Genomic DNA, 22,701 nt, shown 5'->3' with positions numbered 1-22,701 from the left:
CGCGTCGCCGGACGCCAGTTTCCATTGGCTGTTGATGCGGGTGCCGCCGATGTCGGCGACGTTGTACCAATGGGGGGCGGGCAGGGCGTTAAGATTGACGCCGGTGGCATCGGTCACGCTGACGGTGGCCGTCACCTGTTGACTTGTCTGCGAGACGTCAACGATGGCGGGGGTGACAGTGATGGCAGAAACGTTGGGGCCGGAGTTGTCGACGGCGCTGGCGGTGACAGTAACAGTTGCGTCCGCACTGTTCGCTTTGCCATCGTTGACGATGAGTTTGGCGACATACAAGCCGGAGGCATCGGCGGTAAAGCTGGTCCTGGCTGCGCTGACAGAGGACAAGGTGGCCGTACTGTTCGCCGGTTTTTCCGTCAGCATCCAGGCAAACGTCAACACATCGCCATTGGCATCCGAGCTGGCGCTGCCATCGAGTTCGACCACGCTGCCGGACAAGACATTTTGCGCGTAGCCTGCATTCGCAACCGGCACCGCATTGGCTACACTGGCCGTGATGCTGACCGCCGCGGCGTTGCTGCTGACCTTGCCGTCGTTGACGATGACGCTGGCAACATAGGTGCCAGCCACATCCGCCGTAAAAGTGGGTCTGGCGGAGGTCGGCGACAACAAGCTTGCCGTGCTGCCTGCCGGTTTGGATTGCAGGGTCCACGCATAGCTGAGTGTACGGCCGGCATCGGCCGAGCTGGCGCTGCCATCGAGGGTAACGACAGTGCCCGTCACCACGCTTTGTGCCGGCCCTGCCTGGGCGACAGGGGGGACTGCGGCAATATCGGCGATGACTTGCTTGATGGTGTCTGGATTGCTGATCTTGGCCAGCGCGGTCACGACCTGGGTAAGCAGGGCGGCATTGATTTTTATTCTGAGCGCATCGAGAAGCCTGTCCTGCGCATCGCCGCCGGCCGGGTTGCCTTGCGTCGCCGCTTTCAAGGGCGTGGAAAGGAAATCAGCGAGCGGGTTCGTGTCGACGACACCGCTCAGTACCGCAGCCACGTCAGCCTGCGCTGCTTTCACCGCAGTGCTATTGATCTTGCTGCCGGCAATAGCGGAGTCAAAAGCGGCGAAGAAGACCGCGGGTTCGTTCCCCAATACCCGCGCCGTCAGCATTTCGGTCAGTGGCGTGATGTTGGCAGTGGCGGTGTTGCCGCTTCCCAGCACGAGCGTGTGCAATTTGGAGCCATCAGCCGGATCGGTGATCTGGAGCAGGCACGGCAGTTGGCCACCGGCGGCGGCAAGGCTGTAGCTGCCGTCGGCCAGCGTCGTGGCGTTGCCTGTGCCCGTCTGGCATTTGGCAGTAATCATGGCGCCAGCAATTGCTTTCCCCGTTGCGGCAGTGCCGTTGACGGTTAACTCTGCCGGGCTAGCAGGGGCCGGTGAGGAGCCGCTACCACCGCCGCCGCATGCAACGAGCATGCACGAACCAAGCATAATTGCCAAAGTCTTCATCGAATCTATCCATTTTTAATTTTTAAAGTGATGCCATGTGGCGTCACGCTCAAACGGCCAAGTTCTTGCCGGAGTCAGTCAGCCTGTTAACGGAAATTATATATCTTTAAGCAATAGTTCATGCTTTGAAATTGAAGGCGATGCACCTGAAGGGAGTGAGGGATGGATTTTTTCAAGCGGCGCGCAGCGCAGCGCGGCTTGCAGCGTGACTGGCGACAGGCTGGATGCGAGCAATTCAGCAAACAAAAAAGCCAACCCGAAGGTTGGCTTTTTGCTATGCACTGCTGAATTCTTGGTGGCCCGGGGCGGAATCGAACCACCGACACAAGGATTTTCAATCCTCTGCTCTACCGACTGAGCTACCAGGCCAAGGCGGCGAATTATAGCAGAAAGACTTTCCACCTGACCAGAGCTGGCTGTGTTCAAATGCAACAGATGGCCAAAACATGGTGTTTTGGCATCCTTGTATGACCCGAAGGGATGTGGCGATGCAGCGACGTATTGGAGTGCAGGGCTTGGCGGTGGCGGGCTTGTTCAGTTTGTTTTGCGGCGCGGCGCGGGCCGACGGGCTGGCCGATCTGCATGCGGCGCTGGCCCGCTTGCAGGGCCAGATGCCGATCAAGGCGCAGGTGGAATCGAAAAGCTGGCGCCGCGAGGGCGAGGGCAGGGCGGCGGAAGAGGATAGCGGCCAGGCGACAGTCACCGTCGAAGGCGGGCCGGCGGGCTTGCAAGTGCTCTACGGCAAGGATTTGCTGGCGAAAGTGGAGGCCGAGCAGCGCGCCAGGGTGAAAGATCCGAAGGTCAAGACGCCGATCGGCTTTGCGCTGGGAGAAATGAAGGCGACGGAGCTGCGTTCCATGGTGTCGGCGGCGGACGCCCTGTCGCGCGAGATCGAGGAAGCTGTCTTCAGCAGTGAAAAGATGGATAGCTACAAGGGCAAGCCGGCGCGTCTGCTCAGCTTTACTTTATCGCTCGACAAGGTGCCTGAGAAAGACCGCAAGTATGTGAAGAAGTTCGAAGGCGGTATCGAGGTGTGGATCGCCGCGGACGGCACGCCGCTGGCCAGCCATTTCCACTTTGACGTGAGCGGGCGCGCCTTTGTCGTCGTCAGCTTTACGCAAAAGTCGGACGAGACGCGCCAGTATGGCGTCAGCGGCGACCATTTATTGTTGCTGCGCAAGGAGAGCAAGAACACCACCTCGGGCGCGGGCGAGAGGGTGGAGAGCAAGATCGTCAAGACCCTGCAATTGCAGTCCTGACGTGTCGCCGAATCATTTCATTACATGGCGGCGTTGCCGCCCATGGCGCTCTTTTGCAGCACGCAGCGTCCCGCTTCGCAGGTGGCGCCCGGGTCCGTGACGATGGAGCAGGTCGACATCATGCCGTCCGCTTGCTGCTGCTTTCGGCTGGCCTCGGCTTGCGCCTGGGCCAGTGCCTTGAGTTTCTTGCCGTCATTGCCCTTGCTGGACCAGGCCAGGTAGGCCTCGGGGCCGCCGCAAGCCTTGGCGCCGATCGCGATGGTCTGACATTGCTGGGTGGAATCGCAGGCGGCGGTGCCCACTTCCGCCTGGATTTGCGCCAGCAAGCCGGCATTGCCGGGGGCGGGCGGCGCATCATCTTGCGTGGGGGCACTGCCGCAGGCACTGGCGGCCAGCAGCAGGAAGCTGGCGCACGTGGCGCGCAACAGGGCGGAGTAGGTAGGCGTTTTCATGCCTTCATCATGTGCCACGCTTGCGTAAATGGCAAGCACGATTCGCACTTGGCCAGAACCTTGATCCCGGTCATTTCCATTGTAAACCCGTAAAAGTTAATATAAATCAACATCCAATCAGCGATGTACGGGTGGCGACCGGGCCGGCGCGCTGCATTCCCGCGCCGGCGCGCGCCGCCGATTCGGGAATGCTTAAGGAGCTCATATGCGCCGCACCATCTCACCTTTCCTCTTTATCGCCAGCCTCGCTTTCAGCGGCGTGCTGCACGCCGCCAGCAAGGAACCGATCCAGCCGATTACCGCCGCCAAGGTGGCCAATCCAGCGATGGTCGAGCTGGGCAAGAAACTGTTTTTCGATCCGCGCCTGTCGCGCTCGGGCTTTATTTCCTGCAACAGCTGCCATAACCTGAGCATGGGCGGTACGGACAATATCAAGACCTCGATCGGCCACAACTGGCAGCGCGGGCCCATCAATTCGCCCACCGTGCTCAATGCCAGCATGAACGTGGCGCAATTCTGGGATGGCCGCGCCAAGGATTTGCAGGAGCAGGCGGGCGGCCCCATCGCCAATCCCGGCGAGATGGCTTTTACGCACGAGCTGGCAATCGACGTGCTGGCCTCGATTCCCGCCTACCGCGCCGAGTTCAGGCAAGTGTTTGGCCAGGACAAGCTGACCATCGAGCAAGTCACGCACGCCATCGCCGCCTTTGAAGAGGTGCTGGTGACGCCCGGTTCCCGCTTCGATCAATGGCTGTCGGGCAAGAAAAGCGCGCTGACGAAAGACGAGCTGGCCGGCTACCAGCTGTTCAAATCGAGCGGCTGCATCGCCTGTCATAACGGCCCCGCCGTGGGCGGCAATACTTTCCAGAAGATGGGCGTGGTGGAACCGTATAAAACGGCGATGACGGCAGAAGGGCGCTCGGCCGTGACGGGCAAAGATGCGGACCGCTTCAATTTCAAGGTACCGACCCTGCGCAACGTGGAGCTGACGTATCCGTACTTCCACGATGGCGAAGCGGCGACCCTGACGCAGGCCGTCGACGTGATGGGCCGCTTGCAGTTGGGCCGCACCTTTACACCCGACGAAAACGCCAAACTGGTGGCCTTCCTGAAAACCCTGACGGGCAAGCAGCCGCACATGGTGCTGCCGATCTTGCCGCCATCGAGCGACACGACGCCGCGGCCGGTGCCGTTTGATTGAGTGATTGTGGTGGGTGTGGTGTCGGATTACGCCCTTGCGGGCTAATCCGACCTACTCTCTACGCTGGAGCGGGTAGGTCGGATTAGCGGCGTCGCCGCGTAATCCGACATTCTGATATCGCTTACTTCAACGTACGCTGGAACAACTGATAGATGCGGCGGTACTCGTCATACCACGCTTCCGGCTGCACGAAGCCGTGGCGCTCCATCGGGTAGCTGGCCATTTCCCAGTTATCCTTTTTCAGCTCGATCAGGCGCTGCGACAGGCGCACGGAATCCTGGTAAAACACGTTGTCGTCGATCATGCCGTGGGCGATCAGCAGGTTGCCCGTCAGCTTGTCCGCGTATTCAATCGGCGACGAGATTTTATACGCTTGCGGATCGACGTCCGGCGTGTTCAGAATATTCGCCGTGTACTCATGGTTGTAGGTCGTCCAGTCCGTCACGGGACGCAGGGCGGCGCCCGACTTGAAGATGTCCGGCGCGCGCATCAGGGCCATCAGGCTCATGAAGCCGCCATAGCTGCCGCCATAGATGCCCACGTTCCGGATGTCGCCCTGGTGCTGCTGCGCCAGCCAGTTGGCGCCGTCGACAAAATCTTCCAGTTCCGGGTGGCCCATCTGGCGGTAGATGGCCGTGCGCCAGGCGCTGCCGTAGCCGAGCGAGGCGCGGTAGTCGACGTCGAGCACGATGTAGCCTTGCTCGACCAGCAGGTTGTGGAACATCTGTTCGCGGAAGTAGACGGGATAGCGCGCGGTCACATTCTGCAGGTAGCCGGCGCCGTGCGCGAACATGACGATCGGATAGCGCTTGCCCGCTTCCAGCTGTTTTGGCCGGTACAGCTTGGCCCAGATCGGCGCCGCGCCATGCGTGGACGGCACTTGCACCAGTTCCGGCATGACCCAGTTGCGTGCCTTGAAGGCGTCGCTGCGCGTATCGGTGAGGATAGTCGCCTTGCCGCCGGAGATAGAAACGGTGGCCAGCTGGGCCGGCATATAGCTGGTCGAATAGCGCAGCAGCAGCTTGCCGTTGTCGGGCGACAGGCCGAAGTTTTCCACGCCTTTCAAACTGGTGACTTCGCGCGCGCCGCCATCCCTGGCCGTGCTGGCGCACACTTCATACGTGCCTGGCGCCTGCCGGTTGCACATAAAATAGGCGTTCTTGCCGTCGCGGCTCCATTCGACGGCGCTCACTTCCCACTGGCCGCTGGTCAGCGCGCGCGCCGGGGCCGCGCCCTGTTTCGTGTACAGGTGGGCGTAGCCGCTTTCCTCGGACAGATACCACAAGGTGGTGTTGTCTGGCAGCCAGCCGAATTCCTCGGCGCGGCGGTTGACCCAGGCCGTATCGCTGATGCGGTGCACGGGCACGAGGGTACCGTTGGTCAGGTCGACGTTGGCGAGCCAGCCGTCCTTGTTGTCGATGGCGCGGATGCGTACGGCGGCCTTGCTGCCGTCATCGGTCCAGGCGATGCCGTCGCGCTGCGCATCGATGCGCACGGGGCGGTTGCCCTTCAATGGCGGCAGCTTCTGTTCGGCGCGCAGCTCGGCCAGCGGATCCACGGCGATGCCGGGCAGGCTGTCGAAACCGATCTCGCGCACCTGGCCCGTGCGCAGGTCCGCCAGTTTCAGGCTTTGCGCGATCGGCATGTTGCGGCCCACGCGCGTGCGCTCGTCGTCCGCTTCCGGATAGCCCGTTTCCGTGACGTAGCGGGCCAGTTTGCCCAGCTTGCCTTTTTCGGCGGCCTTGTCTTGCGTGACGAACAGCAGCCAGCGACCGTCCGGCGACAGGGCGCTGCCGGAAATCGTCACTTTTTCGCCCAGGTAGATCGGTTCCGGCGCGCGCGTGGCGTCCAGGCGGCGCTCTTCGCGGCGGCGTTCGCGGCTCGCGTCGCGGTCTTCCTTCTGGCGCGCCAGGTTGACGATCAGGCGCAGTTGCAGCTCGCGCAGGGCGTCCGCTTCCGGCTTGGCGTCCGGGTCCTTGGCCGCGCGCAGCAGGGCCACGGGGGCGCTCAGGCGCTCCGCGCGGTTCCAGCTGAACCAGTCCGTGCCGCTGCGGTATTGCACGCCGCCGCCATCGCTGGAATATTGCGGGTCGCTGATGGCCGTCACGCCGCGCGTAATCTGCGTCAGGGCGCCGTTTTTCAGGTCGCGCTCGAACAAGTCGCCGTTGCGCAGCAGGATGGCGCGCGTGCCGGCCCGGTTGACGACCATTTGCTGGCCATCGAGATTGGCCAGCTGCGCATCGTCGACCTTCTTGCCGCTATTGAGCTTGGCATTCGCGCCGGAGACTTGAAACGTGTCGCGCAGGGGCGAACCGAGGCGTTTTTGCTTGTAATAGAGCTGACCATTCCAGCCCCACCATGCCGCTTCGACGGGTGTACCGATCCAGTCGGGATCGGCCATGGCCTGGTCCAGCGTGATCGGCGTGGGCGCGGTGGCGGTGGATGAGGGGGCCGCATGCGCGGCGGGCAGCAGAGAGAGCAGCAGGAGCGGCAGCAGGGGAAGAACCAGACGCATCGGGGATCACTTTAATCAAAGGGGATGGTGAAGGTACAGGCTATGAGGCCGGTATTCTAGCGGAGGAGTTGCGTGCAGGAAATGTCGGAAAGCTAAGCTTGATGCCGGGCCAGCCAGGCGAGAAAGTCGGCGAGCGGCATCGGCCGCGCATACAGGAAGCCCTGCAAGCCGTCGCAATCGTGGGCGATGAGGAAGTCGGCCTGCTCCGGCGTTTCCACGCCCTCGGCCACGACGCGCAAGCCCAGGTGGCGCGCCATGGCCAGTATCGCTTGCACGATGGCCGTGCCGCGCGCATCGTGCGGCGTGTCGTCGATGAAGCGCTTGTCGATTTTGAGTTCGTACAGCGGCATCGAGGTCAGGTAGGCGAGGCTGGAATAACCGGTGCCGAAATCGTCGATGGAAAAGCGGATGCCCAGTTCCGCCAGTTCGCGCATGCGCGCCAGCGAGGCGTCGCGCTGGTCGATCAGCAAACCCTCCGTCAATTCCAGGATCAGGGCGCCGGCCGGCGTGCCGTGTTCGGCCAGCGCGGCCTGCACGCGGGAAGCGAAATCGGGCTGGCGGAACTGGGCCGGGCTGACGTTCACGGACAGGGCGACGGGCGATCCCTCCTGCGCCAGCACCCTGGCGGCGCGGCACGCTTCGCGCAGGGCCCAGTGGCCGAGCTTGACGATCAGCCCCGATTCCTCGGCGATGGGAATGAAGATGTCCGGCGCGATATGGCTGCCATCCGCCTGCGGCCAGCGCATCAGCAATTCGGCGCCCGTGACCCGGCCGTGGCGATCGACCTGCGGCTGCACGTGCATGCATAACACATGGTCATCGAGGGCGCGCGCCAGCGCCCGTTCCAGGGTCAGACGGCGCTCCACGCCCGCCTGCATGGCCGCTTCAAAGAAGGCGATGCCGTTGCGCCCTTCCGCCTTGGCGCGGTACATGGCGATGTCCGCTTCGCGCAGCAGGTCGTGCGCCTGCTGCGCCATTTTCGGCAGCAGGGTCACGCCGATGCTGGCGCTGCAATGATAGGACTGCGCGCCGATTTCGAAGTCGCGCGCGATGGCGGCGCGGATTTTCTCGGCCACCTGGGCCGCCGCGCGGGCGGCGCTGTCCAGGTCATCGGCCAGGTGCGCCAGCAGCACGACGAATTCATCGCCGCCGATGCGCGCCACCGTGTCGGCCTTGCGCATCAGCTGCGCCAGCCGTTCGCCGGCCAGGCGCAGCAGCGCGTCGCCCGTGGCGTGGCCGCGCGCGTCGTTGATGTGCTTGAAGTGGTCGAGGTCGATGAACATCAGCGCGCTGATGGTATGGTTGCGCGGCGCGGCGGCCAGCAAGTGGCCGATGCGGTCCATCAGCAGGCGCCGGTTGGGCAGGCCCGTCAGCACGTCATAGAAGGCCAGGCGGTGGATGTCCGCTTCCGATTTCTTGCGCTCGTCGATTTCGCGCTCGACGGCCACCCAGTGCGTCTGCCTGCCGTCCGCATCCGTGAACGGCACCAGTTCCGCTTCGACCCAGTAGGCCTTGCCGGCCTTGTTGTAATTCAGCAATTCCGCCCGTGCCGGCTGGGCGCGGGCCATGGCGGCGGCGACGCGCGCCAGTTCGTCCGCATCGGTGGCGGGGCCTTGCTGGAACAGCAGGCTGCGGCCCAGCACGTCGGCGCGCGCATAGCCGCTGCTGCGCTCGAAGGCGTCGTTGACGAAGATGATGCGCGTGGCGGGCATCGTACCCGCGCCGAGATCGAGGTTAGGCAGGGCATCGCTCACTTCGGCGATCATCACCATGTCGTTCAGGCGGGCCAGCGCCGTGGCCGTCAAGCGCAGATCGGCGTTCAGCTGCGACAGGGCCTGGCTGCTGCGCTCCAGGTGGCGCAGCAGGAAGGCGCACGACAGGGTCAGCACGGCGGCGATGAACAGGAAGTTCAGGGCCACGATCAGCGCGCGCAGCACGGGCGAATCGGGCACGCCGCGCAATTGCAGCTCCACGTCGGGATGCAGGCCGAGCAGAAAGATGGTCAGCGACGTCAGCGCCAGGGTCGACAAAGCTGGCCGCATGCCCAGCAGCAGGGCCGCCAGCACGGGCATGAGCATCATGTAGATCTGGCTGACGGGGCCGATTTTCATCAGCAGGCCCACGCCCACCAGATAGGCGACGATGAGGAATTGCCACACGCGCCAGCGGTAGGGCATGGCGCGCAGATGCCAGATGAGGCCGATCCAGCCGATGGCCAGCAAGTCGAGGGCTACTATGGACCAGATAGCTTCGCGCGCGGCCAGGAGGGCGCTGGGGATGGCAGTGACGATGCCCAGCAGCAGCACCGCCTGCAGCAGGCGCGCAAAAATCTGTCCGCGCCAGTGCGCGAGATCGTTTGACGCGGCCACGCTGCCGTCCTTTCCCCAGGGAGCTGTGCTGCCGAGCTGGGCAGTATGGTAAAAATATTACGCGGTATCTTCCAGCATGTCATCTTGATCATTCGGCATGATTGACGGCGCGACCACCTTCCGCTGCCGGCCAGTAGTGGCTATCCGGCGTGTCCCGCGCGCCGAAGATGGCCTGGCCGACGCGCACGACGGTGGCGCCTTCCTCAATGGCGATTTCATAATCGCCGGACATGCCCATCGACAGCTCGTCGAGGCTGATGCCAGCGGGGACGTCCTGGCGCAGCCGGTCGCGCAGTTCGCGCAGCAGCACGAAGCAGCGGCGCACGCGCACGGCTTCCGCCGACAACAGCGCCAATGTCATGAGTCCGCGCACGCGCAGCGCCGGGAAGGCGGACAGCTGGCGCAGGAAAGCGGCCACTTCGTCCGGCGGCAAGCCGTACTTGCTGGCTTCTCCCGAGGTGTTTACTTGCACGAACACGTCGAGTCCGCGCCCTTCCGCTTGCAGTCGCCGTTCCAGCACCTCGGCCACGCGCAGGCTGTCGAGTGCCTGGAATTCGCTGGCAAAGCGCGCCACCAGCTTGGCCTTGTTGGTCTGCAAATGGCCGATCACCGACCATTGCAGGTCGGCCAGATCCCCCATCGCTTCCCATTTGCGGCCCGCCTCCTGCGGCTTGTTTTCTCCCAGCATGCGGCAACCGGCGGCGTAGGCCAGGCGCAGGCTCGTTTCGGGCTTGGTCTTGCTGACGGGCAGCAGGCGCACGCCGGCCGGATCGCGCCCGACCCGCTGGCAGGCGGCCGCCATGCGCGCATGCACTGCCGCCAGGTTGCGGCGGAAGTCGTCCACCGACACGGCTTGCGGCCAGCGCCCATGCCGCTCATGCATGGTGGGAGTGAGCAGGGGAGTGTCGTTGTGCATGTGTCAGCCTTGTATTTGCCTTATTAGCGGCAGGAGTCGCCGCAGTGATGTATTATTGTCCTATGCCAAAATATATCATGTCTGAGACTATCGTGAAGATTGCCGGAAAAACCGCCGCGGAACTGTTCGACAGCATCCGCGCGCTGACGCAGGAGGGGGAATTGCTGCCGGGCCAGGAGCTGCCGACCGTGCGCGAGCTGGCCGCGACCCTGGGCGTCAACCGCAATACCGTGTCATTGGCCTACAGGCGCCTGGTGACGGCCGGGATCGCGGTCACGCAAGGGCGTTTGGGCACGGCCATCCGCGCGCAGCGCGATCCCGGCGAGCAGGAAGGCTTGCTGCCCGGCTCGCCGCTGGCCGACCTGGGCGGCGGCAATCCGAACCTGGCCTGGCTGCCCGATGTCGGCGCGGCCCTGGCGCGCAAGCCATACCGCCCGCGCCTGTATGGCGAAGCCACAGTGGACCCGGAACTGGAAGTGCTGGCGCGGCGCTGGCTGGCCGGCGATTGCCCCGGGGAGCACGACATCACCGTGACGAATGGGGCGGTCGATGCGGTGGAGCGCCTCTTGGGGGCGTACTTGGCCGCGGGCGACAAGGTGGCAGTGGAAGATCCGTGCTTCGTCAGCAGCATCAACACCTTGCGCATCGCCGGCCTGCACGCCGTCGGCGTGGCGGTCGATGCCGAGGGCATGCAGGCCGAGGCGCTGGAACGGGCGCTGGCGCAAGGCGCGCAAGCCGTCATCGTGACGCCGCGCGCGCACAATCCCACCGGCTGCAGCCTGAGCGCGGCGCGTGCGGATCAGCTGCGCGCGGTACTAGCCGCCTACCCGCACGTGCTGGTCATCGTCGACGACCATTTCTCGCTGCTGTCCGCCGCCGACTACCAGGACGTGATTCCCCCGACGGCCCGGCGCTGGGCGCTGGTCCGTTCCGTATCGAAGATCTTCGGTCCCGACCTGCGCCTGGCCGTTGTCGCCAGCGACGGGCAGACGGCACAGCGTTTGCGCTTGCGACTGGCGCCCGGCACGAACTGGGTCAGCCATCTTTTGCAGGATGCCGTGAGCGCCTGTCTGTCGTCGCCCGACGTGTCCGCGCAGGTGGTCCTGGCCCGCGCAGACTATGCGCGCCGCCGCGACATGGCGGTGGCGGCGCTGGCGGCGCGAGGCCTGGTGTGCGCCAGCCCCGCCGATGGCCTGAACCTGTGGCTGCCGCTGCCGGACAGCAGCCAAGTCGCCGTGCCGGCGCTGGCCCGGCATGGCTGGCTGGTGCGCGGCGGCGAAGCCTTCGGCGTGCAGGCGCCGGCGCAGGGATTGCGGATCACCGTGTCGACCATCGATGAAACGGGCGCGCAGGCGTTCGCCGGCGTGCTGGCCCAGGTGCTGGGCCGGCCATAGTGTTTTAATTTATCGCCACAGAAAGGGAACATCATGAAAGTCCATTTCGTCGTGCATGAAGCATTCGAGGCGCCGGGCGCCTATGAGACTTGGGTGCGCGAGCGCGGCCACGAGGCCACGTATTCCCGTGTTTATGCCCATGAGCCGCTGCCCCCTTCCATCGCGGACATCGACCTGCTGGTCGTCATGGGCGGGCCGCAGTCGCCGTCGACGACGCGCGAGGAATGCCCGCATTTCGACGCCGCAGCCGAACAGGCCCTAATAGCCGCCTGTGCCGCGGCGGGCAAGGCCGTCGTCGGCGTTTGCCTGGGCGCGCAGCTGATCGGCGCGGCCCTGGGAGCGCGCCATGCGCACAGCCCTGAAAAGGAAATCGGCAAGTTCCCCATCATGCTGACGGCAGACGGAAAGGCGAACGACAAGTTCGCCCATTTTGGCGACGTCCTGGAAACGGGGCATTGGCACAGCGACATGCCGGGCCTGACCGGCAACGCGAAGATCATCGCCTATAGCGAAGGCTGCCCGCGCCAGATCGTCGAATACGGCAATCTGGTGTACGGCTTCCAGTGCCATATGGAGTTCACGCCGGAAGTGGTCGAGCTGCTGATCGCCGCGTCAGAAACAGAACTGGCCACGCTCACGTCGCACCGCTTCGTGCAGCAGCCAGCGACCCTGCGCGCCCACGACTGGCAAGCGATGAACGGCCAGCTGTTTATCTTCCTCGACCGGCTCATGCAGGCTTACGCAGCGCAATAAAAAAGGCTATGTCACCGTCAGATGTGGGAATGCGCCCAAAGTTGCTTTCAATAATGTTTCCGGTGAGCGGATGCGCTTGGCGTCGAGTATCCAGCGCCATCCCAGATAGTTCGGCAGGTAGCGCGTCGCCACGCCGTGAAACGGCCCCAGCCATTGACGCAAACGGCTGTGATATGCGTTGACGTTTTGCACGTGGGCGGCGCCCTGTACGCGGATGCCGGCGCGCAAGTTGACGGCCTGGTGGCTGATGCCCGCTTCCCGAGCAAAAGCCCGGTAGGCCGCATGGCCGTCGGTGACGAGCAGCACGTCCTTGTCGATGAAGGGCAACAAGCAGTGATGCAACTGCGCCTTCGTCAATGCTCCTTTGCCCGTGACAAAATCGAGGGTCTGTCCCGTGCGGTCGCGCGCCACCAGGATGCAGACCTGTTCATTGGAAATACCTCGTCGGTGCGCGTGGCCGCCCCGGCGGCGCGCCGGACGCGTCATTTTTTTAGCCCCCTTTTCCGATTCCTGCACGTATAACTCGTCGGCCTCGGCGATGCCGTGCAGACCATGCGGCCGGTCCGTCTTTGCCAACGATAAAAATCGGTGGCGCCAGCGAAACGTGGTGTTGCGGTGCACGCCCAGTTGTAACGCCGCCTTGCGCACGGAATCCGATGCTAGCAGGCAATCGGCATAGGCGAGCCATAGCGCCTTGTGGCGCAAGCGGGCCAGCGGGGTGTCCGTCAGGGCATTGAAGGTACGTCCGCAAGGGACGCAACGGTAGCGCTGCAAACCGTGCGCATGGCCGTGCCGGTGCAAGTGCGCCGAGTGGCAGACGGGACAAGCCAAACGCGGCTGCGCCACACTTTCCAGCAGCGCGACGGTCGCGTCGTGCGGCGCGTTGCCATGCAGCAGGGCAATGCCAGCCTGCCGCTGGCGTTGGCTCAACTGCGAAAGTTGCGCGATAAAGCTCTTCCATTCGGCTGGCCGCATGATCTGCTCTCTGTGTGATTGATATGCAGAGTCAGACAGCTCAGCCACAGGAAGATTCCGGAATCTCCCCTACTTGCCGATGACAGAGCCATAAAAAACGCCAGCATGATGCTGGCGTTGTGGGACAGGCAGGCGAGGCGCTTATTTCTTCGGCGCGCTCAGGCATTCCTTCATGAAAGCCTTGCGGGCATCGCCCTTCATGTCCTTGGCGTCGACATTGCACGCCTTCATCTTGTTTTGCTGCGTCATGGCCGGCGCGGGCTTGGCGCTCAGGCATTCCTTCATAAAGGCCTTGCGCTCATCGCCTTTCTTGCCGGCGGCATCCGCATTGCAGGTGGTCATTTTTGACTGTTGGGCCGTCTTGGCGACGGGCGCCGCTTCCGGTGCGGCGGCAAAGGCGGTGCTGGCAAACGCGGCGGCGATGCAGAGGGCGATGAATTGTTTCATGGTAAATCCTTTAGGCGCAGTCAGTGGAAGGGGACATGCAAGCGGCAGGCAATGCCGGTATGCAGAACGTAACTAACTATATGACATTTATCAACAAAATTTCCACTCGAGTGTGTCTTTTTGTTACTGACAGGCACAAGGCGCCTGCCGGCTGGCCCGGGCAGCCATGTTGCGGCGGCAGCGCCCCTGTTTTTTGCTATGCTAGCGACTTTCCACCGGCCGATGCCGCTGCCTTGGCCGGCGCACCCTCAATACGGAGTAGTTATGGTCTCGTTGCAAGAGCAGTTTTTAAAGGCCGGCCTGGTCGACAAGAAGAAGGTCAAGCTGGCCAACCAGGACAAGAGCAAGCAAAAAAAGGACGAGCGCAAAAGCGGCACGCAAAGCGTCGATGAAGTGCGCCTGGCCGCGCTCGAGACGCAGCGCAAGAACGCGGAACGTGCGCGCGAACTGAACGCCCAGCGCGACGCGGCCGCCAACCAGAAAGCCATCGTGGCGCAGATCGCGCAAATGGTGCAAAAGAACCGCCAGAGCAAGGGCAACAACGGCGACGTGCCGTATAACTTCACGTTCAACAACAAGATCGAGCGCATCTACGTGACGGCGGCCGTGCAAGCCCATCTGGTGGCGGGCCGTCTGGTGATCGTCTGCCTGGGCGGCGCCGTGGAACTGGTGCCGCGCATCATCGCCGACAAGATCGCCGAACGCGACCCCGCCATCGTCGTGCGCGTCAAGCAGGCCAGCACGGAAGTGGACGAGGACGATCCGTACGCGGCGTTCCAGATTCCGGATGATTTGATGTGGTAAAAGCGATGTGGCTGGCCGCAGGCGGCCGCCTTGCGTGATTTGAGAACGCCAACCTTCGGGTTGGCTTTTTTTGCATTAATTCGGTGCGACAGGCAGGCCAAATCCTGCGGGGAATCGTCCCAGAATGTCGCCGGTAATGCCGGAGTAAAAAATAATGCCGGCCATATTGCCGGCAAGGTAAATGCTTTGTATTGTTTTCATGTCCGTTCTGTCCGGAGTAAACTCGGACCGGTAGAAATTATAGACCAGGTAAGGCGCCGCCACTTTCATCACGAGCAGCGCCTTCAAGGCGGGTAGCTCTTTTTCCGCGACGGCATTTTCCATCGTCAACTGGATTACAGGTTTCTTGTTAGATTGGAAATTGTCACGCTGAAAATCCCGGAACGGGATGCGATTGACTGCAATGCCCAGCCTTGCCGTGTCGGTTTCTTCGATGGGGTATTTTGCGCGATAGCTGCCAGGCCCCTTGTACGGACCTTTTGATTTCAGTTTGGAACTCAATTCAAATTGATCCAGGCCCTTGTATCGCAGTTTGTTGAGGTCGTAGTCAGGAGCGCCGATGCCATTCAGCTCAAAAGAGCAAGGCAAGACAAAGAGCTTTACTTTTCCCGTATTCGCATTGAATTCGTAGCTGATGGCATTTGAAGATTGTTCGTTATTTTTGACCGGGGTCACCAAGGCAAACCAGTCATTCAAGCTTGAGTTGCCGATGATTTTTTCATCCAGGGCAGCGGTCTTTCTACGCTGATAATCAGCCGTCGATTCGAATTCCCCTTTTTTGTCGGCCACGAATTTTTGTATTGCGGTCACGGCGAGGCCAAGCGGCAAGCCGGGGTAGTCGGGATCAATGCGGCCGCTTGCCAGCATCTGCATGGAAAACGTCGACGCTGCCAGCCTTTTTTCCCATGGCCTGAGTGGGATTGCGCGCCGAGGTTCCAGCTGCGTGGCGCTTGAAGACGTTGTCACCTGTGCTGCGACTTGCGCAGGCTGCGCCATCCCGGTACTGGCAAGGGCACTGGCAACAGCCAGTAATAAGCATTGTTTCACGTTCCTCTTCCTTGATACGGACGTTAATCTTTGCTTAATATCAACATGTTCCCGTGGGGAAAATTCCTGTGTCCGGAATGGTGGCGCCTTGCGCATTGGTGCCGGATGATGAGCTGCGAGAGGATGTGACGGCGCCACAAACAAAAACGCCACCCGAAGGTGGCGTTTTTGAACGTGAAACTAATTCTTGGTGGCCCGGGGCGGAATCGAACCACCGACACAAGGATTTTCAATCCTCTGCTCTACCGACTGAGCTACCAGGCCAAGGTGGCGAATTATAGCAGACCAAAACGGGAATGCAAGAGCCTTCGACGACTTTTCCCGGATTTCCTGCATGGGCATCATATTACTTGCCTGTAGATCAAATATGATTTGATATAAACGGTATTTTTCTCAACAAAAGAAGGGCGCATAGTGTGCTCATCGTTACTGACTTGAGAGGACTGCCGCATGAATACGACTACCCAACACACCACCATCCCTGAAATCGGCCTGGGCACCTTCCGCCTGCAGGGCCAGGTCGTCATCGATTCCGTCACCACGGGTCTGGACGTCGGCTACCGCCATATCGACACGGCGCAAATCTACGGCAACGAAGCCGAAGTGGGCCAGGCGATCGCCGCCAGCGCCGTCCCGCGCGACGCGCTGTTCGTCACCACCAAGATCTGGATCGACAATCTGCAGCGCGACAAGCTGATTTCCAGCCTGAAGGACAGCCTGCACAAGCTGCGGTTGGAACAATTGGACCTGACCCTGATCCACTGGCCGTCGCCGAACGACGCCATTCCCGTGGCCGACTACATGGCGGCGCTGGCGGAGGCGAAGGCGCAGGGGCTGACCAAGGCCATCGGCGTATCGAATTTCACCAACGCGCAACTGCGACAAGCCATCGATACGGTGGGCGCATCGGAAATCGCCACGCAGCAGGTCGAGATCCATCCGTTCCTGCAAAACCGCAAGGTCATCGATTTCGCGCGCAGCCAGGGCATCCACATCACGGCCTACATGCCGCTCGCGTATGGCAAGGTGATGGCGGACCCCGTGATCGCGGCCATCGCCGCCAGGCACGGCGTGACGCCGGCGCAAGTGGCGCTGAGCTGGTCGCTGCAGCAGGGCTTTGCCGTGATTCCGTCGTCGACCAAACGCGCCAACCTGGAAGCGAACCTGCATTTCCAGCGCATCACCCTGTCGCCGGACGAGATGGCGCAGATGGCCACCCTGGAGCGGGGCGAGCGCCTGGCCAACCCGGACGGTCTGGCGCCGCAGTGGGACTGAGATGGGCGCCATGATGAGGCTGGGGCAGGGCGGTTTCAGTATCGGCCTGGAACTGCGGCAGAAGCGCCGCCCGTTGGCCGAGACGATGCAGGAGATTGCGGACCATGTACTGCCCGCCTTTCATGGCGCCGCTTGATCTGAGGCACGCGTTCTGTACTTCCGGACTATCTGAAACAGCTGGGGCAAACGCTATAATGGCCGCATGAACAGTCCCACTCCCCCCACCATGCGGCGCTTCATGCACAGCCACAGCGACGTTTGCATCGTCGGCAACGGCGCCATCGCGAAAACCACGGCGCTGGCGTTTGCCCAGGCAGGACAAAGCGTCACCCTGTTATCTCCGGCGAGTCCGCCGGTGACCGCATCCCCTTCGGCCGCCAAGCCGGTCGAAGCCAGCTGGGACGTGCGCGTGTATGCGCTCAATCACACGGCGCACGACTTGCTGTCGTCGCTGAAGGTGTGGGGCGCTCTGGAGGCCGACAGGGTGGCGCCCGTCGACGCCATGCTGGTCAACGGCGATGGCGCGCAGGCGGGAGGGCTCGGTTTCGACGCCTATGGCGCCCATGTGGGCAGCCTGGCGTGGATCATCGAAGACCGCAACCTGGGCCAGGCGCTGGACGCCGCCCTGAAATTCGCGCCGAACGTCAGCGTGCTGCAGGGCCGCGCCAGCCGTCTGGAATGGACGAACGACTCGGCCATCGTGCACCTCGATGGCGGCGACACCATCACCTGCGCGCTGGTGGTGGGCGCGGACGGCGCCCAGTCGTGGGTGCGGGGCCAGTGCGACATCGGCCTCGATTACCGCTCTTATGGACAGCGCGGCGTGGTCAGCAACTTCGCCTGCGAAAAGCCGCACCATGGCGCGGCGCACCAGTGGTTTACGGGCAGCGAAGGCATCGTCGCGCTGCTGCCGCTGCCGGGCGAGCGCGTCTCTCTCGTCTGGTCGGCGCCCGATGCGCTGGCCGATACCTTGATGGCCGAACCGGCCGATGCTCTGGCCGCGCGCCTTGCCGCATACTGCCAGGACAAGTTGGGCAAGCTCACGCCTTTGCAGCCGGAGCTGGTGCGCGCGTTTCCCTTGACCCTGATGCGCCCGCACGCCATGGTGGCGCCGCGCGTGGCCCTGGTGGGCGACGCCGCCCACGTAGTGCACCCGATGGCTGGCCACGGCATGAACCTGGGCTTTGCCGACGTGGCGCAGCTGGTCAAGACGATCAGCGAACGCGAAGCGCACCGCGGCATCGGCGACGAACGCGTGCTGGCCCGCTATGCGCGCGCGCGCAAGGAAGACGTGCTGCTGATGCAGCTGGCCACCGATGGCCTGGCGCGATTATTTGGCGCCGATCTGGAACCGTTGCGCGTGGTTCGCAATTTGGGATTAAACTTGCTGGATAAATTACCTGCCCTGAAGCGCAAAATGATTTCGCACGCATTGGGACATCAGTAAATATCAGCGTATCTTAAGATATCGCCGGATAATGGCATTAGTGAAAATTCAAGGTCGCCGCAGCTCGTCTGCGGCGCTCGTTTTATTAAAGAGATAACGGCGCCGGGCCCCCTGACAGTTTCGCCGGGCGTTTCAAGTGGAGAAGTGATAGTGATAACAATGAACAGAAGCATGAGCAAAATCGCCTTGCTGATGGCCTCGGGCCTGATGATGTCGTGCGCTGGCGCGGAAACGCCGACGGAAGCGAACATCAAAAAGCTGATCGAGCCGCGCCTGGGCGAAGGCGCCAAGGTCGATTCGGTCAAGGAAACGCCGTACGGGGGCCTGTACGAAGTGCGCACGGGTGGCGACATCCTGTACACGGACAAGAGCGCGCAATACCTGTTCGTTGGCCACGTCTTTGACGCCAAGACGTCGCAGGATCTCACCAAGGTGCGCCTGGACGAAGTCAACCGCATCAAGTTCTCCGATCTGCCGCTCGATTCGGCCATGAAAACCGTCAAGGGCAATGGCAAGCGCGTGATCGCCGTGTTCGAAGATCCGAACTGCGGTTATTGCAAGCGCTTCCGCCAGAACGCGCTCAAGGAAATCGACAACGTCACTGTCTACACCTTCATGTACAACATCCTGTCGCCCGATTCGATCGTCAAGTCGCGCAATGTGTGGTGCGCGCCGGACCGCAACAAGGCCTGGGATGACTGGATGTTGAACGGCAAGGCGCCAGCCACGGTCGCCGCCACTTGCGCCAACCCGCATGAAAAAATCCTGGCCCTGGGCCAGCAGCTGCGCGTCTCGGGCACGCCAGCCATCTTCTTTGCCGACGGCAGCCGCATTCCGGGCGCGGTCGATGCGAAAACGCTGGAACAGAAATTCTCGACCATTAAGTAATCCGGGCTGTCGCCAGGAAGGCTGGACGGCGCGCCCTCGCAAGGCGCGCTTTTTTTTGCGTTTTTTTTCGCTGTCGTATCATCAAGTGTTGTTCGTAGACGCCATAACAATCCAAAAAAGGGGAAGCAGCAGATGATTACCTTGAATATCAACGGACGCGACACGCAAGTCGACGCCGATCCCTCCACGCCCATCCTGTGGGCGCTGCGCGATAACCTGAACATGACGGGCACCAAGTTCGGTTGCGGCGCGGCCCTGTGCGGCGCCTGCACGGTGCACCTCGACGGCCAGCCGATACGCTCGTGCATCACGCCGATTTCCTCGGTGGGCGCGCAAAAGATCACCACCATCGAAGCGATGGAAAACGACCAGGTGGGCAAGGCCGTGCAGGCGGCATGGGTACGCCACGACGTGCCGCAATGCGGCTACTGTCAGAGCGGCCAGGTGATGAGCGCGACGGCGCTGCTGCGCACCAACAAGGCGCCCAGCGATGCCGACATCGATGGCGCCATGAGCGGCAATATCTGCCGCTGCGGCACCTATCAACGGATCCGCGCGGCCATCAAGGACGCGGCCAAGACCCTGGCCTGAGGAGAACGGCATGCGTATCGAATGGTTGAATCAGGAAGCATTGCAGCATGGCGGGGTGACCCTGGGCGCGGCGCTGGCATCGGCGCCGGTGGCTGTGGTTGGCGCGGCCGATGGCGTGTCGCGGCGCGGTTTCATGAAAGCCGGCGCGGTGGCTGGCGGCGGCTTGATGCTGGGCTTTTTCCTGCCGGGCGCAGGCAAGCTGGCGCAGGCGGCCGATGCCGCTCCCGCCAAGCCCGTGTATGCACCGAACGCCTTTTTGCACATCGCCCCCGATAACACGGTGACGGTGCAGGTGAACCGGCTGGAATTTGGCCAGGGCGTGCAAACGAGCTTGCCCATGCTGATCGCCGAGGAACTCGACGCCGACTGGAGCCTGGTGCACGGCGCGCTGGCGCCGGCCGGCGAGCAGTACAAGGATGCCGCCTACGGCATGCAGATGACGGGCGGCTCGGGCAGCATCGCCCACTCGTTTACGCAGTACCGCGAAATCGGCGCCAAGGCGCGCGCCATGCTGGTGGGCGCCGCTGCCGCACAGTGGAAGGTCAATCCCGACCAGGTGCGCGCCGCCAAGGGTGTGCTGTATGGGCCCGGCGGACAAAAGGCGACCTACGGCGAGTTTGCCGACGCGGCCATGCGCCAGCCCGTGCCCACCACCGTCAAACTGAAAGACCCGCGCGAATTTTCCATCATCGGCAAACCCGTGAAACGCCTGGACGCGGCCGCCAAGTCGACGGGCAAGCAGCAGTTCGGCATCGACTTCAAGCCGCCCGGAGCGAAAGTGGCCATGGTGGCGCGTCCGCCCGTGTTTGGCGCCAAGGTGGCGAAATTCGACGCCAGCAAGGCGAAAGCCATCAAGGGCGTGCTGGACGTGCTGGAAGTGAAGACCGACCGTGGCGGCAGCGGCGTGGCCGTCATCGCCGACGGCTACTGGCCCGCCAAGCAGGGGCGCGACGCGCTGGTGATCGAGTGGGATACGAGCGCCGTCGAAAAGGTCAGCAGCGACAAGCAGCTGGCCGCCTTCAAGGCGCTGGCGAAAACGCCGGGCACCGTCGCCAGGCCTGCCGACATAGGCAAGCTGGCCAAGGCGCCGAAGAAGATCGAAGCCGTCTACGAATTCCCCTACCTGGCGCACGCGCCGATGGAGCCGCTCAACTGCGTCGTGGACCTGCAAGCGGACAAATGCACGATGTGGGTCGGTTCGCAATTCCAGACGGGCGACCAGGCGGCGATTGCGGCCACTTCCGGCCTGAAACCGGAGCAGGTGACCCTGCACACGATGATGGCAGGCGGCGGCTTTGGCCGGCGCGCCGTGCCCTCGTCCGACTACGTGGTCGAAGCCGTCAACGTCGCCAAGGCGTACCGCGCGGAGGGCAAGAGCGGCCCGTTGAAATTGATGTGGAGCCGCGAAGACGACATCAAGGGCGGCTACTACCGGCCGTCACATGTACACCGCGCGCAGATCGGCCTCGACGCCAAGGGCAAGATCCTCGCCTGGGACCACACCATCGTGGGCCAGTCCATCATGGCTGGCACGCCGTTCGAAGCCTTCATGGTGAAAAATGGCGTCGACGGTACCATGGTCGAAGGCATGGGCGAGCCGTACACCCTGCCGATGAAGCTGTCCGTGCACACGGCCAAGGCGAACGTGCCCGTGCTGTGGTGGCGCTCCGTCGGCTCGACGCACACGGCCTTCGTCATGGAAACCCTGATCGACGAGGCGGCGCACGTGGCGAAGATGGACCCCGTCGCCTACCGCAAGCAGCTGATCGATGCCAAGCATACGCGCCACATCGCCGCGCTGGATCTGGCCGTGGCCAAGTCCGGCTATGGCAAGAAGAAGCTGCCGAAGGGGCAAGCCTGGGGCGTGGCCATGCACGAGTCGTTCAATTCCGTCGTCGCCTACGTGGTGACGGCCTCGGTGGTGGAAGGCGCGCCCAAGCTGCACCAGGTATGGGCGGGCGTGCATTGCAACCTGGCCGTCAACCCCTTGACGATCGAGGCGCAAGTGCAGGGCGCCGCGCTGATGGCGCTGGGCATGACCATCCCCGGCGCGGCCATCACGCTCAAGGATGGCGTGGTGGAGCAGCAGAATTTCGGCGACTACCCGGTGCCGCGCATGCCCGACATGCCGGTGATCGAGGTGCATCTGGTGCCGTCGGGCGACGCGCCGACGGGTATGGGCGAGCCGGGCGTGCCGCCATTGGCGCCTGCGTTTGCCAATGCGCTGTTCTCCCTGACGGGCAAGCGCCTGCGCAAGCTGCCGTTCGACCTGGCGGCCGCATGACGGCAGTGGTCTTTTGAGTACGGTCGGCATCTTGCTGGCAGCCGGAAGGGGACGCAGGTTCGACCCTTCCGGCGTACAGAATAAATTATTGCAGCCGCTGGCCGAAGGCCCGCACACGGGCTTGCCGGTGGTGGTGGCGGCAGCAAAAGCCATGCTAGCGGCCTTGCCGCGCGTGCTGGCCGTGGTGCGCGCCGACGACACGCAGGTGGCGCGCGTGCTCGGCGCGCTGGGCTGCGAAGTGCGCGTCTGCCATGACGCCGACACGGGCATGGCCGCCTCGCTCACCTGCGCCATCGATTACGTGCGCGGTGCGCCGGGCTGGCTGATCGCCCTGGGCGACATGCCCTACGTGGAAGCGGCTACAATCGCGGCCTTGTCGCAAGCCATAGACGATGGCGCGCGCATCGCCGTGCCCGTGTTCGAGGGACGGCGCGGCAATCCTGTCGCGTTTGGCGCCTATCACCTGCCGCTGCTGCTGGCGCTCGATGGCGATCAGGGCGCGCGCAGCATCGTCAACAGCCATGCCGTATGCGAAGTGACAGTGGACGACGGCGGTATCTTGCGCGATATTGATACACCTGACGATTTGTCGCCGGTGCATGGCGCGCCCGGGCGATTGTAGA

20 protein-coding genes and 2 tRNA genes are annotated in these 22,701 nt (G+C 63.1%); 11 read left to right on the top strand and 11 right to left on the bottom strand.

All coding sequences use genetic code 11. The annotated features are described in order from the left end of the window. The 3 genes from ACQ4WO_RS20320 to ACQ4WO_RS20310 all read right to left on the bottom strand — a co-directional run. On the bottom strand, positions 1-1,461 hold a 1,461-nt coding region (locus tag ACQ4WO_RS20320; RefSeq protein WP_436482997.1), incomplete at its 3' end, for a PKD domain-containing protein. A gap of 96 nt (positions 1,462-1,557) precedes the next feature. After that, positions 1,558-1,743 carry a hypothetical protein gene (locus ACQ4WO_RS20315; protein ID WP_436482996.1) on the bottom strand — a complete coding sequence of 62 codons (186 nt, stop codon included), beginning with the start codon at positions 1,741-1,743 and terminating at the stop codon, positions 1,558-1,560. Between the two features lie 11 nt (positions 1,744-1,754). Further along, positions 1,755-1,830 (bottom strand) — tRNA-Phe (locus ACQ4WO_RS20310). 119 nt (positions 1,831-1,949) lie between these two features. Between ACQ4WO_RS20310 and ACQ4WO_RS20305 the strand changes: the two genes are divergently transcribed. Further along, positions 1,950-2,720 (top strand): hypothetical protein, encoded by a 771-nt coding sequence (locus ACQ4WO_RS20305; RefSeq protein ID WP_436482995.1) that lies wholly within the window; start codon positions 1,950-1,952, stop codon positions 2,718-2,720. Between the two features lie 20 nt (positions 2,721-2,740). On the opposite strand, the gene ACQ4WO_RS20300 is transcribed toward ACQ4WO_RS20305, so the two are convergent. Then, positions 2,741-3,172 (bottom strand): hypothetical protein, encoded by a 432-nt coding sequence (locus ACQ4WO_RS20300; RefSeq protein ID WP_436482994.1) that lies wholly within the window; start codon positions 3,170-3,172, stop codon positions 2,741-2,743. Positions 3,173-3,377: 205 nt separating this feature from the next. On the opposite strand from ACQ4WO_RS20300, the gene ACQ4WO_RS20295 reads away from it, so the two are divergent. Continuing rightward, on the top strand, positions 3,378-4,373 hold the full coding sequence (locus ACQ4WO_RS20295; protein ID WP_436482993.1) for a cytochrome-c peroxidase: 996 nt from the start codon (positions 3,378-3,380) through the stop codon (positions 4,371-4,373). Between the two features lie 121 nt (positions 4,374-4,494). Here ACQ4WO_RS20295 and ACQ4WO_RS20290 read toward each other — a convergent pair whose 3' ends face one another. From ACQ4WO_RS20290 to ACQ4WO_RS20280, 3 genes are all read right to left on the bottom strand, one after another. Beyond that, a complete protein-coding gene (locus ACQ4WO_RS20290) occupies positions 4,495-6,888 on the bottom strand; it encodes a S9 family peptidase (protein WP_436482992.1) in 2,394 nt (797 codons plus the stop codon). Positions 6,889-6,980: 92 nt separating this feature from the next. Next, on the bottom strand, positions 6,981-9,257 hold the full coding sequence (locus ACQ4WO_RS20285) for a putative bifunctional diguanylate cyclase/phosphodiesterase (RefSeq protein ID WP_436482990.1): 2,277 nt from the start codon (positions 9,255-9,257) through the stop codon (positions 6,981-6,983). Between the two features lie 88 nt (positions 9,258-9,345). Beyond that, positions 9,346-10,173, bottom strand: a complete 828-nt coding sequence (locus ACQ4WO_RS20280; RefSeq protein WP_436482988.1) for a YggS family pyridoxal phosphate-dependent enzyme — start codon at positions 10,171-10,173, stop codon at positions 9,346-9,348. 92 nt (positions 10,174-10,265) lie between these two features. Between ACQ4WO_RS20280 and ptsJ the strand changes: the two genes are divergently transcribed. After that, on the top strand, positions 10,266-11,567 hold the full coding sequence (gene ptsJ / locus ACQ4WO_RS20275) for a MocR-like B6 salvage transcription factor PtsJ (protein WP_436483182.1): 1,302 nt from the start codon (positions 10,266-10,268) through the stop codon (positions 11,565-11,567). A gap of 33 nt (positions 11,568-11,600) precedes the next feature. Further along, positions 11,601-12,320 carry a glutamine amidotransferase-related protein gene (locus ACQ4WO_RS20270; RefSeq protein ID WP_436482987.1) on the top strand — a complete coding sequence of 240 codons (720 nt, stop codon included), beginning with the start codon at positions 11,601-11,603 and terminating at the stop codon, positions 12,318-12,320. Between the two features lie 6 nt (positions 12,321-12,326). Here ACQ4WO_RS20270 and ACQ4WO_RS20265 read toward each other — a convergent pair whose 3' ends face one another. Continuing rightward, complete coding sequence (locus ACQ4WO_RS20265; RefSeq protein WP_436482985.1) at positions 12,327-13,295, bottom strand: IS1595 family transposase; 969 nt, start codon at positions 13,293-13,295, stop codon at positions 12,327-12,329. Between the two features lie 141 nt (positions 13,296-13,436). Continuing rightward, positions 13,437-13,742: a PsiF family protein gene (locus tag ACQ4WO_RS20260; RefSeq protein WP_034753527.1), complete on the bottom strand. Its 306-nt coding sequence runs from the start codon at positions 13,740-13,742 to the stop codon at positions 13,437-13,439. Between the two features lie 264 nt (positions 13,743-14,006). Here ACQ4WO_RS20260 and ACQ4WO_RS20255 point away from each other — a divergent pair, with 264 nt between their 5' ends. Further along, positions 14,007-14,546, top strand: coding sequence for a DUF2058 domain-containing protein (locus ACQ4WO_RS20255; RefSeq protein WP_034753528.1), 540 nt, complete (start codon positions 14,007-14,009; stop codon positions 14,544-14,546). A 75-nt stretch (positions 14,547-14,621) separates the two neighbouring features. On the opposite strand, the gene ACQ4WO_RS20250 is transcribed toward ACQ4WO_RS20255, so the two are convergent. Then, positions 14,622-15,593 carry a hypothetical protein gene (locus ACQ4WO_RS20250; RefSeq protein ID WP_436482983.1) on the bottom strand — a complete coding sequence of 324 codons (972 nt, stop codon included), beginning with the start codon at positions 15,591-15,593 and terminating at the stop codon, positions 14,622-14,624. Positions 15,594-15,781: 188 nt separating this feature from the next. Next, a tRNA-Phe gene (locus ACQ4WO_RS20245) sits at positions 15,782-15,857 on the bottom strand. A 186-nt stretch (positions 15,858-16,043) separates the two neighbouring features. On the opposite strand from ACQ4WO_RS20245, the gene dkgB reads away from it, so the two are divergent. From dkgB to ACQ4WO_RS20215, 6 genes are all read left to right on the top strand, one after another. Continuing rightward, the gene (gene dkgB / locus ACQ4WO_RS20240; RefSeq protein WP_436482981.1) at positions 16,044-16,868 is read left to right on the top strand and encodes a 2,5-didehydrogluconate reductase DkgB; all 825 of its coding nucleotides are present in this window, start codon (positions 16,044-16,046) and stop codon (positions 16,866-16,868) included. A 202-nt stretch (positions 16,869-17,070) separates the two neighbouring features. Beyond that, complete coding sequence (locus tag ACQ4WO_RS20235; protein ID WP_436482979.1) at positions 17,071-18,315, top strand: FAD-dependent monooxygenase; 1,245 nt, start codon at positions 17,071-17,073, stop codon at positions 18,313-18,315. Between the two features lie 171 nt (positions 18,316-18,486). Further along, complete coding sequence (locus ACQ4WO_RS20230) at positions 18,487-19,203, top strand: DsbC family protein (RefSeq protein ID WP_223279140.1); 717 nt, start codon at positions 18,487-18,489, stop codon at positions 19,201-19,203. 132 nt (positions 19,204-19,335) lie between these two features. Continuing rightward, entirely contained in the window at positions 19,336-19,794 is a 459-nt protein-coding gene (locus ACQ4WO_RS20225) for a (2Fe-2S)-binding protein (protein ID WP_034753534.1), read from the top strand. 10 nt (positions 19,795-19,804) lie between these two features. Then, the gene (locus tag ACQ4WO_RS20220) at positions 19,805-22,078 is read left to right on the top strand and encodes a xanthine dehydrogenase family protein molybdopterin-binding subunit (RefSeq protein WP_436482976.1); all 2,274 of its coding nucleotides are present in this window, start codon (positions 19,805-19,807) and stop codon (positions 22,076-22,078) included. Positions 22,079-22,091: 13 nt separating this feature from the next. Further along, positions 22,092-22,700, top strand: a complete 609-nt coding sequence (locus ACQ4WO_RS20215; protein ID WP_436482974.1) for a nucleotidyltransferase family protein — start codon at positions 22,092-22,094, stop codon at positions 22,698-22,700. Position 22,701 lies beyond the last annotated feature (1 nt).

The organism is Janthinobacterium aestuarii, assembly GCF_051380835.1.
In the GTDB taxonomy this organism is placed as follows: Bacteria; Pseudomonadota; Gammaproteobacteria; order Burkholderiales; family Burkholderiaceae_D; genus Janthinobacterium; species Janthinobacterium aestuarii.
Note: the sequence above shows the minus strand (reverse complement) of the source record. Positions and strands in the feature narration are given on the sequence as shown.

Coding starts and splice junctions, on each gene's coding strand:
- ACQ4WO_RS20300 (WP_436482994.1), bottom strand. CDS start 3,172: ATGAAAACGCCTACCTACTCCGCCCTGTTGCGCGCCACGTGCGCCAGC.
- ACQ4WO_RS20305 (WP_436482995.1), top strand. CDS start 1,950: ATGCAGCGACGTATTGGAGTGCAGGGCTTGGCGGTGGCGGGCTTGTTC.
- ACQ4WO_RS20265 (WP_436482985.1), bottom strand. CDS start 13,295: ATGCGGCCAGCCGAATGGAAGAGCTTTATCGCGCAACTTTCGCAGTTG.
- ACQ4WO_RS20255 (WP_034753528.1), top strand. CDS start 14,007: ATGGTCTCGTTGCAAGAGCAGTTTTTAAAGGCCGGCCTGGTCGACAAG.
- ACQ4WO_RS20235 (WP_436482979.1), top strand. CDS start 17,071: ATGAACAGTCCCACTCCCCCCACCATGCGGCGCTTCATGCACAGCCAC.
- ACQ4WO_RS20230 (WP_223279140.1), top strand. CDS start 18,487: ATGAGCAAAATCGCCTTGCTGATGGCCTCGGGCCTGATGATGTCGTGC.
- dkgB (WP_436482981.1), top strand. CDS start 16,044: ATGAATACGACTACCCAACACACCACCATCCCTGAAATCGGCCTGGGC.
- ACQ4WO_RS20280 (WP_436482988.1), bottom strand. CDS start 10,173: ATGCACAACGACACTCCCCTGCTCACTCCCACCATGCATGAGCGGCAT.
- ACQ4WO_RS20270 (WP_436482987.1), top strand. CDS start 11,601: ATGAAAGTCCATTTCGTCGTGCATGAAGCATTCGAGGCGCCGGGCGCC.
- ACQ4WO_RS20260 (WP_034753527.1), bottom strand. CDS start 13,742: ATGAAACAATTCATCGCCCTCTGCATCGCCGCCGCGTTTGCCAGCACC.
- ACQ4WO_RS20220 (WP_436482976.1), top strand. CDS start 19,805: ATGCGTATCGAATGGTTGAATCAGGAAGCATTGCAGCATGGCGGGGTG.
- ACQ4WO_RS20295 (WP_436482993.1), top strand. CDS start 3,378: ATGCGCCGCACCATCTCACCTTTCCTCTTTATCGCCAGCCTCGCTTTC.
- ACQ4WO_RS20290 (WP_436482992.1), bottom strand. CDS start 6,888: ATGCGTCTGGTTCTTCCCCTGCTGCCGCTCCTGCTGCTCTCTCTGCTG.
- ACQ4WO_RS20225 (WP_034753534.1), top strand. CDS start 19,336: ATGATTACCTTGAATATCAACGGACGCGACACGCAAGTCGACGCCGAT.